This window comes from Pseudomonas viridiflava, assembly GCF_001642795.1.
GTDB lineage: Bacteria > Pseudomonadota > Gammaproteobacteria > Pseudomonadales > Pseudomonadaceae > Aquipseudomonas > Aquipseudomonas viridiflava.
Window position 1 is genome coordinate 161,291 of the sequence record NZ_LKEH01000043.1, and the last position, 17,771, is coordinate 179,061.

The 17,771-nt window shown below is 60.0% G+C and carries 11 protein-coding genes and 1 other RNA gene; 3 read left to right on the top strand and 9 right to left on the bottom strand.

Features of this window, described 5'->3' with window-relative positions:
* Window positions 1–336 precede the first annotated feature (336 nt).
* Window positions 337–663: a YbaB/EbfC family nucleoid-associated protein gene (locus tag AO065_RS21090; RefSeq protein WP_004886053.1), complete on the bottom strand. Its 327-nt coding sequence runs from the start codon at window positions 661–663 to the stop codon at window positions 337–339.
* 61 nt (window positions 664–724) lie between these two features.
* Window positions 725–2,917, bottom strand: a complete 2,193-nt coding sequence (gene dnaX / locus AO065_RS21095; RefSeq protein ID WP_054540909.1) for a DNA polymerase III subunit gamma/tau — start codon at window positions 2,915–2,917, stop codon at window positions 725–727.
* Window positions 2,918–3,139: 222 nt separating this feature from the next.
* Between dnaX and AO065_RS21100 the strand changes: the two genes are divergently transcribed.
* On the top strand, window positions 3,140–4,828 hold the full coding sequence (locus AO065_RS21100) for an acid phosphatase (RefSeq protein WP_004886064.1): 1,689 nt from the start codon (window positions 3,140–3,142) through the stop codon (window positions 4,826–4,828).
* An 8-nt stretch (window positions 4,829–4,836) separates the two neighbouring features.
* Here AO065_RS21100 and AO065_RS21105 read toward each other — a convergent pair whose 3' ends face one another.
* On the bottom strand, window positions 4,837–5,961 hold the full coding sequence (locus tag AO065_RS21105; RefSeq protein ID WP_004886067.1) for a mechanosensitive ion channel family protein: 1,125 nt from the start codon (window positions 5,959–5,961) through the stop codon (window positions 4,837–4,839).
* 460 nt (window positions 5,962–6,421) lie between these two features.
* Between AO065_RS21105 and AO065_RS21110 the strand changes: the two genes are divergently transcribed.
* Window positions 6,422–7,252 carry a lipopolysaccharide kinase InaA family protein gene (locus AO065_RS21110; RefSeq protein WP_004886069.1) on the top strand — a complete coding sequence of 277 codons (831 nt, stop codon included), beginning with the start codon at window positions 6,422–6,424 and terminating at the stop codon, window positions 7,250–7,252.
* Between the two features lie 159 nt (window positions 7,253–7,411).
* On the opposite strand, the gene ffs is transcribed toward AO065_RS21110, so the two are convergent.
* Window positions 7,412–7,508: signal recognition particle sRNA small type (gene ffs / locus AO065_RS21115), an RNA gene on the bottom strand.
* A 204-nt stretch (window positions 7,509–7,712) separates the two neighbouring features.
* On the opposite strand from ffs, the gene AO065_RS21120 reads away from it, so the two are divergent.
* Window positions 7,713–8,201 (top strand): GNAT family N-acetyltransferase, encoded by a 489-nt coding sequence (locus tag AO065_RS21120; RefSeq protein ID WP_004886071.1) that lies wholly within the window; start codon window positions 7,713–7,715, stop codon window positions 8,199–8,201.
* A 131-nt stretch (window positions 8,202–8,332) separates the two neighbouring features.
* Here AO065_RS21120 and AO065_RS21125 read toward each other — a convergent pair whose 3' ends face one another.
* From AO065_RS21125 to AO065_RS21145, 5 genes are all read right to left on the bottom strand, one after another.
* Window positions 8,333–9,499 carry a zinc-binding metallopeptidase family protein gene (locus AO065_RS21125; RefSeq protein WP_004886074.1) on the bottom strand — a complete coding sequence of 389 codons (1,167 nt, stop codon included), beginning with the start codon at window positions 9,497–9,499 and terminating at the stop codon, window positions 8,333–8,335.
* Between the two features lie 329 nt (window positions 9,500–9,828).
* The gene (ligA, locus tag AO065_RS21130) at window positions 9,829–12,177 is read right to left on the bottom strand and encodes an NAD-dependent DNA ligase LigA (RefSeq protein ID WP_004886080.1); all 2,349 of its coding nucleotides are present in this window, start codon (window positions 12,175–12,177) and stop codon (window positions 9,829–9,831) included.
* Between the two features lie 123 nt (window positions 12,178–12,300).
* The gene (gene zipA, locus AO065_RS21135; protein ID WP_004886082.1) at window positions 12,301–13,176 is read right to left on the bottom strand and encodes a cell division protein ZipA; all 876 of its coding nucleotides are present in this window, start codon (window positions 13,174–13,176) and stop codon (window positions 12,301–12,303) included.
* Window positions 13,177–13,428: 252 nt separating this feature from the next.
* Complete coding sequence (gene smc, locus AO065_RS21140) at window positions 13,429–16,917, bottom strand: chromosome segregation protein SMC (protein WP_004886083.1); 3,489 nt, start codon at window positions 16,915–16,917, stop codon at window positions 13,429–13,431.
* A 4-nt stretch (window positions 16,918–16,921) separates the two neighbouring features.
* Window positions 16,922–17,581, bottom strand: coding sequence for a GntR family transcriptional regulator (locus AO065_RS21145; RefSeq protein WP_004886085.1), 660 nt, complete (start codon window positions 17,579–17,581; stop codon window positions 16,922–16,924).
* Window positions 17,582–17,771: the final 190 nt, after the last annotated feature.

A 17,771-nucleotide genomic window follows, 5' to 3' on the forward strand; every position in this document is an offset into this window, starting at 1 on the left:
GGACGCTCCGCGTCCGCTCTTGAATGTGGCGCAGATGCATGGACAAGCTCCAGCGTTATCCATGTCATGCGCTCGGCTCACTGAATCCGCAATCTGTGCCATTTGTGACGCGGAGCGTCACGGGAGGCATTCCCACGCAGAGCGTAGGAACGATCATCACGATCAGTGTTGAGGCGGACTTGTGTATAACGATGAGTGCTCTGCGTGGGCATGCAGCCCGGAACGCTCCGCGTCCCATTTGTCTGGTCGCACAGAAGTTTCAGTGTCCGGCACAGTCCTGCGGTCAAAAAAAATGCCAGGCACATGGCCTGGCATTGATACCCGCAACAGCAACCGTCAGAACGGCAGCTTCATGCCTGGCGGCAGTTGCATGCCGGCGGTCATGGAGGCGGTCTTTTCCTGGCTGGCCTGTTCGATCTTGCGCACGGCGTCGTTGACGGCGGCGGCGATCAGGTCTTCCAGCACTTCCTTGTCTTCCTGCATCAGGCTGTCATCCAGATTGATGCGCTTGACGTCATGACGACCGGTCATCACCACGCTCACCAGACCTGCGCCCGATTGACCGGTGACTTCCGCGTTGGCAAGTTCTTCCTGCATCTTGGCCATTTTTTCCTGCATTTGCTGGGCCTGCTTCATCAGGCCAGCCATGCCACCTTTCATCATGGGATATCTCCTCGAATATGGATGGTTCATTTGCGCAGCGCGCGAAGCGCCGTGCTGTCAGTTATTGAGTCTGCGCTGCCGGAGCATCCACAGGCTTGATCGTATCTTCTCGAATCATCGCGCCAAACTGCTGCAGCATCTGCTGAATGAACGGATCGGCATGAATCGAGGCCTCGGCCTGGCGCTGGCGCTGGGCACGCAAACGCGATGCGGCCTGGGCAGGGGTTTCCTGCTCGGGCTTGATCAGCTCGATAGACAGATTGATCGTGCGGCCCGTGAACTGGTTCAACGCGTCGTTCAGGCGACGCTGCTGGGTCGAGTTGAACAGTGCGCTGTGCGCCGGGTCCAGGTGCAGCAACCAGTGATCGCCCTCCTTGCCCATCAGCGTACAGTTGGCGGCGATGCTGCCGGTCATGCCGGAGATTGGCAAGCCGGGAAACATCTCCAGCCATTCCAGCGCAAGGCCCGTGGCGGGCATGGCAGCAGGCGTCGGCTCGGGCTCGACCGGTTCGGCGTCACCGACGCTCTCATGCGCCAGCTCGTCCAGGTAAGCATAGGACGCAGGGTCGATGTCCACATCCGGCTCGACATAGTCATCGTCCGGTGGCGGCTCGTCGTCGCGGTCCATGGGGGCTGACAGATACGCTGCATCCGGAATGGCTTCGAGCATGGCTGGCGTGACAGCCTGCTCGGCAACCGGCTGGGGTTCTTCGGCAGGCTGTTCCTGCGCCTGTTGCTCCTCGACCTGCGGCGCGTCCGGTACGGGACTTGCGGGCGCAGGCGTCGGCATGGGCGTCAGATCAGGCTGTTCGCCGAGGGTTTCCAGAACGGGATCGGCAACCGGCGCTTCGGCGGGCTCGGCGACAGGCTCGGGTATCACATCGGCCACGGGCGTTTTCGGCTCGTTCCACGGCAGATCGATTTCTTCGGCAGCCGCTGGCGGTGCGGGTTGAGCCTGTTCAGGCTCAGGCTTCACCGGCGCAGCTTTGACCGGAGCCGGTTCAGGTGCGGGCACCGTCGCTTCAAAAGCAGGATCGGGCGCTGCCATCACAGGCGGTTGGGAAGGCACCGATGCAACAGGTGTCGCATCGGCCACTGCCCTTTGGGAATCAGCCGTGGCCTGGCTGATCCCCACCGGCTTTAGCGGCTGCCTCGGCGCGTTCTCGCTATCGGCCGGCCGGAACGCCAGCATGCGCAGCAGCACCATCTCGAAACCGCCACGCGGGTCGGGCGCCAGAGGCAGGTCACGTCGGCCGATCAGGCCCATCTGGTAATAGAATTGCACGTCTTCGGCCGGCAGCGCCTGCGCCAGAGCGAGGACGCGATCACGGTCGCCATGACCGTTGTCGACACCCTCGGGCAGCGCCTGGGCAATCGCCACGCGGTGCAGCACGTTAAGAATTTCCGAGAGCACACCGTTCCAGTCTGGCCCCTGCTCGGCCAGATGGCGCACGGCTTCAAGCACGCCTCGGGCATCGCCTTCCAACAATGCAGTCAGCACATCGAACACCTGACCATGGTCCAGCGTGCCAAGCATGGCGCGCACATCGGCGGCCATGACCTTGCCTTCACCGAAGGCAATCGCCTGATCGGTCAGGCTCATGGCGTCGCGCATCGAACCATCGGCGGCGCGGCCCAGCAACCACAGCGCGTCGTCTTCGAACGGCACGTTCTCGACACCCAGCACGTGGGTCAAATGCTCGACCACACGTTCCGGCGTCATGTTCTTCAGGGAAAACTGCAGGCAGCGCGACAGAATGGTCGCCGGCAGCTTTTGCGGATCGGTCGTCGCCAGGATGAACTTGACGTAGGGCGGCGGTTCTTCAAGCGTCTTGAGCAAGGCGTTGAACGAGTGGCTGGACAGCATGTGCACTTCGTCGATCAGGTAGACCTTGAAGCGTCCGCGACTCGGCGCGTACTGCACGTTGTCGAGCAATTCACGGGTGTCTTCGACCTTGGTACGGCTGGCGGCGTCGATCTCGATCAGGTCAACGAAACGACCTTCATCGATCTCCTTGCACACCGAACAGACGCCGCAGGGCGTTGAGGTAATGCCGGTTTCGCAGTTCAGGCATTTGGCAATGATGCGCGCGATGGTGGTCTTGCCGACACCGCGCGTGCCGGTGAACAGATAGGCGTGGTGCAGGCGCTGGCTGTCGAGCGCGTTGATCAGGGCCTTCAACACATGTGTCTGGCCGACCATTTCGCGGAACGAGCGCGGACGCCATTTACGTGCAAGAACCTGATAACTCATTGAAAACCGTCGCGACTGGTAAGCGGAAGACCGCCAATGCTAGCCGAGCAGGGACAAAATTGCATCCGGTGTCCTGCTTATTGTGGCCTGACGGCCGAATTTGCCGGTTCGTGAACATGTTTTCATCAATAGAGGCTGTTCGCGCTGTAGCAATAGCGTCATATTCCATCGCTACGCTCGCCTGAAATCTTTGGTAACACATAATTCAGACAGGTATTCGCGATGACCGACAGACCCGACGACGAGTCCACCCTCCACCCCAGCCGTCGTCGCTTTCTGGGCGGCATGGCAGCATTGGGCGCAGGCGTTACGCTCAGCAGTTACGTCACCGCCGGTGAAAAGCCACCTGCTGCAGCCGAGAAGCACCTGACCGGCGCAGCACTGGACAAGGCACTGCGCGACAACGTCAAGACGGTCGTGGTGATCTACGCGGAAAACCGCAGTTTCAACAACCTGTTCGGCAACTTTCCAGGCGTGGAAAAGCCGCTGTCTTCCCTCAAGGCCGCTGATTATGAACAGCGCGACCGCGATGGAAGCTTGCTGAGCAAACTGCCGCCCGCCTGGGGCGGCGTGCTGCAGGTCGGTCCGCAGAGCGTCGATGGCGTGACCTACCCGGCTGGCGTGCAGTTTCAGGAAAACCTGCCCAACGCGCCCTTCCCGCTCAAGGGTCCGAACAATGAAGACTTGCCGCTGAGCCTGGTCACCCGCGACCTGTGGCATGTGTTCTATCAGAACCAGATGCAGATCAACGAAGGCAAGAACGACCGTTTCGTGGCCTGGGCCGATTCCGGCGGACTGACCATGGGTCAATATGCGCAGACGCAATACTCACTGCGACTGTGGGACGTGGCGAAAGAATTCGTGCTGTGCGACAACTTTTTTCAGGGCGCTTTCGGCGGCTCGTTCCTCAACCACCAGTACCTGATTTCAGCAACGGCGCCGATCTATCCCGATGCCGCCAACTCGCCTGCCAAATCACAGATCGCCACGCTGCAGAGCGACAACCCGGAAGACCCGCGCCTCAAGCCGCTGGACAAGTCCCCCGCCAGCGCCATGGAAGGACCGCCGCAGTTTGGCCCCAGCGCGATCACCCCGGATAACTATGCGGTCAACACCCTGGCCCCGCCCTACTGGCCGACCTGGCTGCGCGACCCGCAGAACCCCGACTATTCCAAACCGGATCTGGCCAACGTGCTGGTGCCGCAGAATCATGAGCACATCGGCGACAAGCTGTCGAAGAAGGACATCGACTGGGCGTGGTACGCAGGCGCCTGGCAGGTCACGCTGGATGAATTCAAGGATTCCACCGGTATCCCGAAGATCCCCAACTTTCAATACCATCACCAGCCGTTCAACTACTTCGTAAAGCAAGGTCCTCAGAACCCTGCCGAGCGTAAACGCCGGTTGCGTGATGGTGGCCTGGGTGACGAAGCGAGCACCAATCGTTTTCTGGCCGATGCCGAAGCAGGCAAGCTGCCCGCCGTTACCTTCTATAAGCCTCAGGGCAACCTGAACATGCACGCAGGCTATGCCGACGTGGCGTCGGGCGATCGACACATAGACCGTGTGGTCAAGGTGCTGCGTAACAGTCCGCAATGGGAAAATATGGTGATTGTGATCACCATGGATGAGAACGGCGGCTGGTGGGACCACGTTGCACCGCCCAAGGGCGACCGTTTCGGCCCCGGCACACGTGTTCCGGCGCTGGTCATCTCACCGTTTGCCCGCAAAGGCACGGTCGACCACACCGTCTACGACACCGCGTCGATCCTGCGCCTGATCACTCGCGTTCACGGCCTGGAAAAGCTCGACGGCCTCAAGCGTCGCGACGACGCAATGGTCGCCCGGGGCCAGCAGCCCATGGGCGATCTCACCAACGCCTTGCAATTCAGCAACCATCACAAAGCCTGAATCGGCTGTCAGGCCTGAGCCTTGTCCAGCTCCAGAGCGGTCCGCTTCGACCCTCTGGACTCGGGCAGGGACGCCACGTACACCGTGCGTGACGGGAAGGCAAAACGCACATCCATGTCGGCAAACGCCTCCATGATTTCCAGATTGATCGTCTGCTGCACGTCCATATAGACGTTGTAGCTGGGGTCGAGCACGATGTAGACCGTCTCGAATTCCAGCGACGTCTCGCCAAAACTGCGGAAGTGCGAACGGTCGAAACGCGCGTTTTTCAGGCGGCGAATGATCTCTTCGACCTTCTTCGGTACTTCACGCACCTGGTCAACGGAACAGTCATAGGTCAGCCTGAAATCGAAGACGATACGCCGCTCCTGCAGCCGCTTGTAGTTTTGAATGGTGCTGCCGATCATGTCGGCATTGGCCATGACGATCTGCTCGCCGCCCAGGCTGCGAATACGCGTGGTCTTCAGGCCTACGTGCTCGACAGTACCCGAAAGCGAACCCACGACAATGAAGTCGCCAATCTCGAACGGTTTATCCACCGCGATGGCCAGCGAGGCGAAGACATCGCCGAGAATGTTCTGCACCGCCAGCGCCACGGCGATACCGCCCACGCCGAGGCTGGCCACAAACGCCGTGATGTTGACCCCGACGTTGGACAGCATCGCCATCAGCACCGTGGCCCACAACAGCACCTTCGCGCCCCAGAGGCTCAAGGTCGCCAGCGCACTGCCTTGAAAGGTGCTGGTGGTGCTGTGACGCGCGAAGTAGCGATACAGCGCCAGCGCAATCGCCCGATTCGCCCACAGCCCGACCTGCAGCGCCGCGACCACGAACCACAGGCTGCTGACGCGCCCGAGCCAACGCTCCGGCAAATCGAGCATGCCGACGCCGATCAGCAGTGACGCCAGCAATATCAGCGTATTGCTGGTGCCGGATAACACCTCGACGGCGATATAACTCAACTGCGCGTTGGGCGCAGATGAACGCGTGCGGATCTTGCGCAATACAAAACCAATCGCACCGCGAACCAGGACGAAGCTCAGCGTCGAAGCGACGATGGCCAGAATCCAGTTCGCCAGTGAAATGCCTAAAAATTCCGATTCGGTGAAAAAAAGGATGATGTCATGTTCCATTCGGTCCTCCGGCTGCATAGCTGCGAGACGCCCGACCGAAAAGCCTTTGACACCCGCAGCGACCTGATATGCCCCTTGCCGTAACACGGTTTCAAGCGACGCGTAGAGGATTAGGTGGCATTGATGCCAAGGCGTTCAGTGCAATTTTCTGTACATTCATCCAACTATCTACATTGGCGGAAAATTTGCAGACAAATAGGCAAACTTGAACTAAGGATCTGCTGAAACCTGCCGATACGCCTCGCTCAGGCGTCCTGTAAGGAGCAGCCTAGAGCGCTCACGGCACATAAGCGGGCACTCAGCGCACCCATGCACTGAAAGAGTGAACATCATCATTAACTACCCGAATTGTCGAACAAAAAGACAATGCTTCAACTAATCGCAAGACGCTAGTTACTGCTTTATATATTCATGAGCTGAACCACTCAGCCTTTCACGCACACCCGGAATGGACTCGATCATGCTTTCGGTATCGACAGCACTTTCCAGCTTTTTGCATACGCATCAGGTGGAAAACGCAACCTTTCACTTCAACCAGCCACCTTCCGCCGAACTGCTCGACTCCGTCAGCCGCTGGTTCGACCAGCCCAAGAGCAAATCCCGCAAGCGCATCAGCGGACCGTTACTGGCGGGCGACACCCGGCTGTTTGCCAAATCCCAATTGCTCGAAAGCCTGAAATCCCGCTTGCGCGTGACGCTTGGGCGACAGACCGCCGACGGCCGTTATGACTGGGCCGTGGAAGAACTGCACAACACCCTGGCCGCCAGTCAGCGCGGGATACCCTCGCCTTCTATCATCGGCTTCGGCTACATCCGCCGCGGTCTGGGCCTGGTACAGGAAACCCTGCTGCTGACCGAACTGCTGGACGGCTATTGCGACGGCCAGGACTGGCTTGAGCAACATCCGCAACGCGTTCAGTGGTTCGTGGAACATGCACTTGAGCTGCTGCAACGCAGCAATGCCAAGGGCATCTACCACATGGACTTCTCCGCGCTGAACATCATGCTCGACGAGAACAACGCCGAACCGATGAAAGTCATCGACATGGAAAACTGCTTTGTCGGGCCGACACCCTACTCTGCCGAAACGCTGGCCTTTCAAACGGGCTTTCTCTATCGACGCGGCTTGTACAAGTTCATTACCGAAGCGGACTACGACAGCCTGGTTTATCGAATGACCCAACGTGATGACGTCGAAATAAGCCGCTTCGAAGCGCTTTATGACGTCTGCAAACACGAGAACATAGGCCGCAAGGAACGCCGCCGGATATTTCTTGAGGGTGGGCTGTAGGAAGACAGATGCACTGAGCGTTGGCGTCGATTATCCAGGGAACGGATATCGATGGCTGATGCGACGATATGACTGAACGGAAGATTCAGATCGAGTGCTTGGACAGAGGCTGGGTATGTTGCTGCGTCGAGGACCGACAGAGGTTCGTTAAGGTGGTGCCCCCACCAGCCACACCCCGGCACACAATGTTCCCGCTGTGGCTGCTTCCTTCCGGATCTGACCAGGTTCACGGGTAATCGTTGCGGGGGGACCGATGGGGTCACCATAACGACGCTCACCAGTTGGCGAGCCGCGCTATTGTACCGGTCTGGAGCGAGTTTACAACCACTGGTTTGGATAAAAATTTCGATCAGGCTCAAGCACTTGTGTAACGGGGCCGGGACGAGATCCGGGCGCTGGAAGAGAGGCAGAATGATCCTGTACCCTGCCCTTCCGATCATCATCAGCCGACAGGTTGCCCATGCAGACTCGATTGGTCAGCTACGAAGCACTTACGCCGACTCAATGCCGACAGCTCGAAACGCTCCAGATCGCGCCAGAACAGATCCAGTTCTCGGGCGATATCCACACTGCGCTCAATACCCTGCTGGTCAATCCCAGCGCTGACATCGCAGGCTTCGTGTTTTTGGTTGATGAAGTGCCCAAGGGCTTTTTCATGCTCAAGCGTGGGGATTGCCTGCCGCATTGGGCATTGGAGGACGCGACCGCGACCTTGCACGCGTTGCAGATTGATCGTCGAGAACAGGGCAAAGGGCTGGGCAAGGTGTGTCTGAAGGCGTTGCCAGCGGCGTTGAGCCTGAAGTGGCCGGACATCCAGCAACTGATGCTGTCAGTGGATGCCGACAATGCAGCGGCTATCGGTTTGTATGTCGGGCAAGGCTGGATTGATGCCGGCGAAGCCTATCGCGGACGGATAGGCTTTGAGCGACGGCTGGTGTTGAAGCTTTGACGAACGCCAAAGCATGCCTTCGTGGGAGGCGGCTTGCCGACGATGCAGTCGACGCGGTGTGTCAGGAAAATCGCATCATCGTTCATCGCCGGCAAGCCGCCTCCCACAGTCTGGTGTCTTTTCCAGACTGTTTACTGCGCCTGCAACACCTCGTCCGCCTTGCCACCGGCATCCTGAATCAACAGATGGATGAAGTGCAGTTTGGCGATGACTGCAGGCGGCAGCACGAACGGGTAGAAATCAGGCTGACCCATGCTGCGTGACAGCTCGTTGAGCATCCCGGCCAGTTCGATCCAGGCGTTGACGAACGACAGGAATGCCGGGCCGCCAGGATGTTGTGGGTCGAACAGCGTTTCCAGCGGGAACGGCTGATAATCGAGTTCCATATCGCGGGCGCTCATGCCGAAGCCCAGCGCCGTGTCAACCGCATCCATCATGTGCAGGTAATGCGCCCAGGTTTCGGCCCAGTCTTCCCACGGGTGCATGGTGGCGTACGCACTGACGAAGCTTTCCTGCCAGTTGTCAGGCGCGCCGTTCTTGTAGTGGTGATCCAGCGCGTCGGCATAGCTGGCTCGCTCGTCACCAAACAGGTTGCGGTAGCTTTCCTGCCAATAGGTGTTGGCTATCAATCGATCCCAGTAATAGTGGCCGACTTCGTGGCGAAAATGGCCGAGCAAGGTGCGATAGGGTTCGTGCATCTGCACGCGCATGGCTTCGCGGTGTGCGTCGTCGGCTTCTTCGATGTTCAGCGTGATCAGGCCGTTGGCGTGACCGGTGGTGGGCAGATTGCCTTCCAGATCGACGCCGACAAAATCGAAAGCCAGCCCTGCTTCTTCATCGACTGTCTTGGGAATGACCTGCAGCCCCAGCGAAATCAGCTGTGCGACCAGACGCCGCTTGGCAGTCTCGACCTTGCGCCAGCGCTCGCCGTTTTCCGGTACTGAAAGGTCTGGAATGGTACGGTTCAGGCTGCAGGCAACGCAGAACTCACCCATGTTGTGGGCCGGAAACAGCCAGTTGCAGGCCGCGGGCGTGTCGAGGTTGGCACAGCGCCGATAAACGCCTGCATCCGGCTCATCGCTCAGACGCCACGTAGTAGGCTCAGCCCCAGGCTCCAGCGCCGCAATACGCCCCTGCTCAGGCAGATAGCCCAGCGCTGCCGAGCACGCCAGGCATTGGGTATTGGGGAAAAACACCGACTGTCCGCACTGGCACTGCCAGACTTTACTGTTGCGTTTGGTCTCACCGACGAAAGGCGCAGTGATACGTGAACTCAGTTGCTCGAAAAAGCGATACATGGCGATCTCCCGTGGGCCTTGCATGGACTAGATCATGCGGGGGCTTCAGGGGTTCAAAATATTATTCGGGTCAGTGAATAAAGGCGAAAGACGCAGGTTTTCGCGTCCGCATCGATCGTTCCCACGCTCCTGCGCTCATCGTTATACACAAGTCGGGAAGACGCGCAAAACGGGGGCCAAAACGAAAGTGACTGACTGAATGCATACCCCGTGGGAGGCAGCTTGCCGGCGATGGCGTCAGTTCAGTCACTGATAGGTCGCTTCAGAAAAAGCATCGCCGGCAAGCCGCCTTCCACAGTAGCGATGGGCAGGATCATAGAGCCGGCCCCTCAATCCACCGACACACCCAGCTCGGTCAGGCGCACCAGCAATGCATCCTCATCCAGAACGGTGAGGCCCAGCTCATTGGCCTTGGCCAGCTTCGACCCCGCCCCCGGCCCTGCGACGACGGTGTGGGTTTTCGCCGACACTGACCCGGACACCTTGGCGCCTAGGCTTTCGAGCTTCTCCTTGGCGACGTCCCGGCTCATGCGCTCCAGCGTACCGGTCAGCACCCAGGTCTGCCCGGCCAGCGGCAAGCCTTCCACGGCTTTTTTCTCGCTGCGCCAGTGCATGCCGAACTCTTTGAGCTGCGCCTCGATGGCACGTGCACGATCGGCGTTGGCGGTGTCGTCAAAGAAATCGCGTACGGCCTTGGCCTGCTTTTCGGGCAGCGCCTGGCGCATGTCCAGCCAGTCCGCGCCGATGATCGCGTCCAGCGTGCCGAACTTCTCGGCCAGCTTCAGCGCAGCACCCGGACCTACCGAAGGCACGTGCAGCTTGTCGATCAGGCCATCCAGCGTGGTGCTGGCGGCAAACTCGGCGCCCAACTCGCCCTGATCCTGCAGTTGCAGGCCGCACTCGCCCAGCAGCGCGTCGATCACGTTGCGGTTGTGCTCGTCCTCAAAGAAGCTGTGGATCTCGTAAGCGACTTCCATGCCGATGTCCGGCAGATAGGTCAGCACCTCCGGCAAGGCCTTCTTGACCCGCTCCAGCGACGCCAGCGAACGACCCAGCACCTTGGCCGTTTCCTCGCCGACATCGGGGATGCCCAGCGCGTAGATGAAGCGCGACAGCGTCGGCTGACGGCTGTCCGCAATCGCCTTGAGCAGTTTTTCGCTGGAGATTTTCGCAAAACCCTCCAGATCAATGATCTGTTCGTACTCTAGCTTGTACAGATCGGCCGGCGAGCCGATGAGTTTTTCGTCCACCAGTTGCTCGATGGTCTTGTCACCCAGACCTTCGATGTCCATGGCACGACGCGACACGTAATGGATGATCGCCTGCTTGAGCTGCGCGCCGCAGGCCAGACGACCGACGCAGCGGTATACCGCGCCTTCGCTGACGGTTTCCTTGCCCTTGCTGCGCTTGACCAACTGGGTGCGTTCGACATGCGAGCCACACACCGGGCAGGTCTGCGGGACCTCCACAGGCTTGGCATTATCGGGACGGCGTTCCATCACCACTTGCACAACCTGCGGAATCACATCACCGGCCCGGCGAATGATCACCGTGTCGCCGACCATCAGACCCAGGCGCGCCACTTCGTCCATGTTGTGCAGCGTCGCATTGGCAACCGTCACACCGGCGACCTTGACCGGCTTGAGGCGCGCAACCGGCGTCACTGCGCCAGTGCGTCCGACCTGGAATTCAACGTCCAGCAGCTCGGTCAGTTCTTCCATGGCCGGAAATTTGTGGGCAATCGCCCAGCGCGGTTCGCGGGCACGGAAACCCAGTTCACGCTGATCGGCGAGCTTGTTGACCTTGAACACCACGCCGTCTATCTCGTAGCTCAGCGACAGGCGTCGCTCGCCGATGTCGTGGTAGTAGGCCAGACACTCTTCAATGCCGTTGGCGAGCTTGAGCTCGCGACTGACCGGCACGCCCCATTCCTTGAGCTGATTGAGTACGCCGACATGGGTGTCGGCCACTTCAGCGGAGATCTGCCCCAGACCGTAACCGCAGAATTCCAGCGGGCGGTTGGCAGTGATCTTTGAGTCCAGCTGACGCAGGCTACCTGCTGCGGCGTTGCGTGGATTGGCAAAGGTCTTGCCGCCGATTTCCAGCTGGCTGGCGTTGAGCCGTTCGAAACCGGCTTTGGACATGAACACTTCGCCCCGCACTTCCAGCACTTCAGGCCAGCCGGAGCCATGCAGCTTGAGCGGGATATTGCGCACGGTGCGCACGTTGACGCTGATGTCTTCGCCGGTTGCCCCGTCGCCCCGCGTCGCGCCACGCACCAGCGCGCCGTCGCGGTACAGCAGACTCACCGCCAGACCGTCGAGCTTGGGTTCGCAGCTGTACTGAACCTTGCGACTGCCTTCGGGCAGGTCCAGACCTTCGGTCACCCGACGGTCGAACTCGTGCATGTCGTTTTCTTCGAAGGCGTTGCCCAGGCTGAGCATGGGCATTTCATGACGCACCTGGGTAAACGCCGACAGGGCCGCACTGCCGACCCGCTGCGTGGGCGAATCAGGCGTGACCAGATGCGGGTTCTCGGCTTCCAGCGCTTTCAGCTCGTGGAACAGGCGGTCGTACTCGACATCGGGAATGCTGGGCTCATCCAGAACGTGGTAGCGGTAGTTATGCTGATCCAGCTCTGCGCGCAGTTCCAGGATTCGGGTTTCGACGGCCTTCATACGGTGTTCTCTCAAAAAGCAAAAGAGCAGCCTGGGCTGCTCGATCGGGTGGTTCTGTTGTACCGCTCTCCAGCCCTTGCCGAACGCAGCGAATGCGGTTCAACAAGGGCTGGCACAGCAGACTCAGCCGCGACGCTGAGTCAGGGCGCGGCGTTCGAATTCGACGATGCGCTGGCGGTAGTGCTCGATGGTCTGCGCGGTCATTACGCTGCGCTGGTCATCTTTGAGCTCGCCGTCCAGCTCATGAGCCAGCTTGCGTGCTGCCGCGACCATGACGTCGAACGCCTGCTTCGGATGACGAGGACCCGGCAGACCCAGGAAGAAGCTCACCGCACGGGTGCTGAAATGGTCGATGTCGTCCAGATCGAACACGCCCGGCTTGACCGCATTGGCCATGGAGAACAGAACTTCGCCGTTGCCCGCCATGCTTTCGTGACGATGGAAGATGTCCATTTCGCCGAAACGCAGGCCGCTTTCCAGAATGTTCTGCAGCAAGGCCGGACCCTTGAAGCCGCTTTCGCTGCGCGAGATCACGCTGATGACCAGCACTTCCTCGACCGGAGGCAGGTCCTTTTCCTCAGTGATGATGTGGGTCGGCTTGTCGTCCGGGAAGTCGTCGTCACGGCCGGTGAACAGGCTCGGACCGCCCATGTCCAGATTCAGGTCGCCCTGCTGCGGCTCGCCCTTGCGTTTCTTGTCGCTGTTGCTGCGCTTGGCCTCGCGAGCGTTCTCACGAACGTTGTCTCGCGGGCTGGCGCTCATCGACGGCAGGTCGTGCTCGTCCAGTTGCGGCTCTTTATGCGTATCCAGCACACGGGGCGGCCCCAGCACTTCGGCCGAGCTCGGTTCCTCGTCGTCCGGAAGGTTGGAAAAGCTCCGGTCCAGCCTGAATTTCAGTTTTCCCTTGCCGCCGCGCATACGGCGCCAGCCATCGAAGAGAATACCGGCAATGACAATTATGCCGATGACGATCAGCCACTCGCGCAGACCGATTTCCATGTAATCCAGTGCCTCTAATGAAGAATTCTGAAAATGAGGGCCTAAACCCCTTTAATACGTGGTGCCAAGTCTATGTTCTGACTGGCATTTTGCCCACGGAAAAATAAAAAGTAGCCGCTAAACTAGCACGACCAAAGGTAACTTTACACCGTCTGTTACACCTCTTTGGTGCGCAAATTGATATCTACCGCACGACCGTCACACTTTCAGGCATCCACAAGCCGTTTTCCCCGGAAAAACACAGGTCCCGACCTAGGCATCCACCAGCGCCATGGCCTCTTCCACATCCACCGCAACCAGCCGCGAACAGCCCGGCTCATGCATGGTGACGCCCATCAGTTGATCAGCCATTTCCATGGCGATCTTGTTGTGGGTGATGTAGATGAATTGTACGGTTTGTGACATTTCCTTCACGAGCCGGGCATATCGACCGACGTTGGCATCGTCCAGTGGTGCATCGACCTCGTCGAGCATGCAGAACGGTGCCGGATTGAGTTTGAAAATGGCAAAAACCAATGCCAGTGCAGTCAGTGCCTTTTCCCCGCCGGACAGCAGATGAATGGTGCTGTTCTTCTTGCCGGGGGGACGCGCCATGATTGTCACCCCTGTATCGAGTAAATCTTCGCCCGTCAGTTCCAAATAAGCGGAGCCGCCACCGAAAACTTTTGGGAAAAGTGCCTGAATTCCGCTATTTATCTGATCGAAGGTCTCTTTGAAGCGATTTCGCGTCTCCTTGTCGATCTTGCGGATCACGTTCTCCAGCGTCTCCAGCGCCTCCACCAGATCGGCGTCCTGGGCATCCAGATAGCGCTTGCGCTCGGACTGCTGCTGGTACTCGTCGATGGCCGCCAGGTTGATCGCGCCGAGGCGCTGAATACGTCCGGCAAGACTCTCCAGTTGCAACTCGGCGGCCTGTTCGCTGGCTTCCGGGGTCAGCGTGGCGAGGACGCCGTGCAGGTCGTAGCCGTCTTCATGCAACTGGTCCTGCAAGGCCTTGCGGCGTACTGTCAAGGCCTGCCATTCCAGACGCTGCTGCTCGAGTTGACCCCGCAGCAACTGCGATTGCTGTTCAGCCTGGGTGCGGCGTTTCTCGGCGTCACGCAGTTCGCGGTCAGCGTCCTCCAGCGCGTTCTTGGCGATGCGCATCTCGTCATCGACCACCATGCGCCGCTCAAGCAATTCTTCCAGTTTGAGCCGCAGTTCTTCCAGCGGCGCCTCACCCTCTTCCAGGTTGAGGCTCAATTGTTCGCGCTTTTCCGTCAGGCGCTCGGACTGCATCTGCAGACGTTCAAGCGCCTGACGGGTCGAGTCATGCTGCGCCTTGAGCGACCCCAGACGTACCGCCAGTTGATGGCTGCGGTCCTTGTGCAGGCGGGCTTCCTGACGCACACGGTCAAGCCGCTCGCGCAGGCTGTCACGCTGGGCCTGGAGCACTTCGCGCTGCTCGGTGTCCAGCGCCATGGCGTAGAGCGCGTCCTGCAATTCCAGACGTGACTCACCCAGATGTTCATGTTCAAGCGCGCGTTGCTCGCCCAGCTCGGCCAGCTCTTCATCCAGACGGGTACGGCGCAGAGTCAGCTGTTCGACCTTGGCCCTGGCTGCCGACAGCTGCGCCTTGAGCTCGCTCTGCTGACGCGTCTCGTCCTGCACGCGACGGCGCAGTTGCTCTCTTGATTCTTCCTGTTGCGATTGCTGCTCGCGCAGGCTCAACAGTTGTTCTTCCAAAGCAGCCAGCGTCGCTTCGCGTTCGTCACGCTCCAGACCGAGCTGCTGCAATTCCTGACCACGGGCCAGCACACCGCTCTGCGCTTCGCTGGCACGTCGTACGCGCAGGAAGTGTCGCCCGACCCAGTAGCCGTCGCGACTGATCAGGCTCTGCCCCGCCGCCAGTTGACCACGCCGGGCGAGCGCCTCGTCCAGGTCGCTGACCGGGATCACCTGCCCCAGCCAGGCCGACAGGTCGATATCGCTTTCCACCTTGTCGAGCAGACTGCCTGCCACGCGTTGGGTATCGGCTCCAGCGCTCAGCAGGCGCAGATCGCCCTGCTGGAAGTTCGCCACGTCCAGCCCGTCGAAATCATCGACCAGTACGGCCTGCAGATCAGCGCCAAGCACCGTCTCGACCGCCATTTCCCAACCGGCGTCTACCTTGAGGCTTTCCGCCAGACGCGGGCGCTGATCCAGGTGCTGATCGCGCAGCCATTCGGCGGTGCCGGTGTCAGGGTCGAGGGCGGCCTGTTGCAGGGCTTCCAGCGAGGCCAGTCGGCCATTGAGGCGCTGCAACTCGCCTTGCGCCTGCTGCTGGTCCTGATTGGCGCGCTGCAAGGCTTCGCGCAGTTGTTCAAGACGCTCGACTGCCTGCTCTTCGCCCATGTGCAGTTCTTCGAGGGTCATGTCCCGGGTGGCGAGGTCTTCGCTCAGTTCCAGAATCGCCGCGTCTTCAGGGTCGGCAGCCAGCAACTGACGCTCTTCGCCCAGACGCCGCTGGCGCTCGGCCAGCCGCTCCATGCTCTGTTCCAATTGCTGGATGCGCGATTGCTGAACCTGAGCCTGACGCTGCGGCTCGGCGGACTGCTGATTGAAGACGTCCCACTTTTCCTGCCAGCCGTGCATGGCGGCTTCGGCGTCTTCCAGGGCGATGGCCGACTCTTCGGCGGCCGCGCTGGTCATCTCCTGCTCGGGCTCAAGCATCTCCAGCTCTTCGCTGAGCGTGGCCAGCAGCGTGGTGTCGTGCCCCAGGTGCGATTCGGTTTCCTGGCGGGCGCGCTCGGCTTCGCGCAGGTCGTCCTGCAACTGACGCAATCGCTGCTGGCCGTGCTGAATGCTTTGCTCGACGCGGGCGATGTCGCCGCCCACCGAATAGAAGCGGCCCTGCACCAGATTGAAGCGTTCGGAGAGATCGTGATGGCCGTCGCGCAATCGTTCGATGCTGGCATCGGCACTGCGCTGATCAGCGACCAGTGCTTCGAAACCGACTTCCTGACCACCGATCACGGCTTCACGCTGACCGACCTGTTCGTTCAACGCCTGCCAGCGCAACGCCGACAACTGCGCCTTGAGTTGGCGTTCTTCGGTCTTGTATTCCTGATACTTCTCGGCCGCCTGGGCCTGACGATGCAAACGCTCGAGCTGGCGCTCCAGTTCTTCGCGCAGGTCGGTCAGGCGCGCCAGGTTCTCGTGGGTGCGGCGAATGCGGTTCTCGGTTTCACGGCGGCGTTCCTTGTACTTGGAAATGCCCGCAGCTTCCTCGATGAAATTGCGCAGATCCTCGGGCTTGGCTTCGATCAGTTTGGAGATCATGCCCTGCTCGATGATCGAGTAGCTGCGTGGCCCCAGGCCAGTCCCGAGAAAGATGTCGGTGATGTCACGACGACGGCATTTGGTGCCGTTGAGGTAATAGCTGTTCTGGCTATCGCGGGTCACTTTGCGGCGAATGGAAATTTCCGCATAGGCAGCGTATTCGCCCACCAGCGTGCCGTCGGAGTTGTCGAACACCAGCTCGATGCTGGCCTGACTGACCGGCTTGCGACTGGTCGAACCGTTGAAGATGACGTCGGTCATCGACTCGCCGCGCAGGTTCTTGGCCGAGCTTTCGCCCATGACCCAGCGCACGGCGTCGATGATGTTGGATTTTCCGCAACCGTTGGGGCCGACGACAGCCGCCATGTTGCTGGGGAAGTTCACCGTGGTGGGGTCGACGAAGGATTTGAACCCCGCCAGCTTGATGCACTTCAGACGCATGGGGTCAGCCTGCCGTCAATGCAGCGAGCACCAGCTGACAACTGCGCTGGCCATAGTTGATGAGCACCACACGAATCTGCGCCAGATCGCGCGCAACGACGGCTTCAAGCAATTGCCCGAACAGTTCGAGGTAATCGCTCATCTCCGCCTTGCGCTGCTCAAGGGCCAGGAAGTAGCTGCGACTCATGGACGGCTGCAGATTCTCGATGGTTTCCTCCAGATACAGATTGTTGGCAAATGGATACGCCGCACGCATGACATTGAAGCTTTCTTCGACGAACGCCTTAACGTCCTGGCTCTCCAGACTGGCCCGCAAACGCTGTTGAATGGCCAGAAACGGCGCAAGGTCCGCCTCGGTCTTCCAGTGCTCGGCGACGGCATTGGCCTGCAGAATGTACAGCTCACTCATCAGCGTGCACAGACTGGTGACATTGTGGGCATTGAGCACCGTGACCTGCGCACCACGACGCGGCAGGATTGCCACCAGATGGCGGCGCTCCAGAATCAGCAATGCTTCGCGCACGGAACCACGGCTGACGTTCAACGCCTGCGTGACCTTTTGCTCCTGAATCCGCTCTCCAGGCTTGAGTTCACCGCGGATGATCCGTTCTGCAAGGTGATGGGCTATCTGCTCAGCGAGGCTGTCCGGTGCCTTGAACGTCATGAGTATCCTTCAAAAACCAGTTCTTCGTACAAGAGGCGGAGTGTATCGCAACCCAAGGGCATGGCGCAGGGCCACATTCCTCGAATCTGGCACGAAACACGCAAAACCTCGACCATTGCCTGACAGGCGATTCAACAGGTGTGACGCCTTTGATCGGCAGAGGTGCCGAAAACCTGATTTCCTGACCCGA

Bases quoted from the DNA above. Each gene is read 5' to 3' on its own strand.
- AO065_RS21090 (WP_004886053.1), bottom strand. From the start codon at position 663: ATGATGAAAGGTGGCATGGCTGGCCTGATGAAGCAGGCCCAGCAAATG.
- dnaX (WP_054540909.1), bottom strand. From the start codon at position 2,917: ATGAGTTATCAGGTTCTTGCACGTAAATGGCGTCCGCGCTCGTTCCGC.
- AO065_RS21100 (WP_004886064.1), top strand. From the start codon at position 3,140: ATGACCGACAGACCCGACGACGAGTCCACCCTCCACCCCAGCCGTCGT.
- AO065_RS21105 (WP_004886067.1), bottom strand. From the start codon at position 5,961: ATGGAACATGACATCATCCTTTTTTTCACCGAATCGGAATTTTTAGGC.
- AO065_RS21110 (WP_004886069.1), top strand. From the start codon at position 6,422: ATGCTTTCGGTATCGACAGCACTTTCCAGCTTTTTGCATACGCATCAG.
- AO065_RS21120 (WP_004886071.1), top strand. From the start codon at position 7,713: ATGCAGACTCGATTGGTCAGCTACGAAGCACTTACGCCGACTCAATGC.
- AO065_RS21125 (WP_004886074.1), bottom strand. From the start codon at position 9,499: ATGTATCGCTTTTTCGAGCAACTGAGTTCACGTATCACTGCGCCTTTC.
- ligA (WP_004886080.1), bottom strand. From the start codon at position 12,177: ATGAAGGCCGTCGAAACCCGAATCCTGGAACTGCGCGCAGAGCTGGAT.
- zipA (WP_004886082.1), bottom strand. From the start codon at position 13,176: ATGGAAATCGGTCTGCGCGAGTGGCTGATCGTCATCGGCATAATTGTC.
- smc (WP_004886083.1), bottom strand. From the start codon at position 16,917: ATGCGTCTGAAGTGCATCAAGCTGGCGGGGTTCAAATCCTTCGTCGAC.
- AO065_RS21145 (WP_004886085.1), bottom strand. From the start codon at position 17,581: ATGACGTTCAAGGCACCGGACAGCCTCGCTGAGCAGATAGCCCATCAC.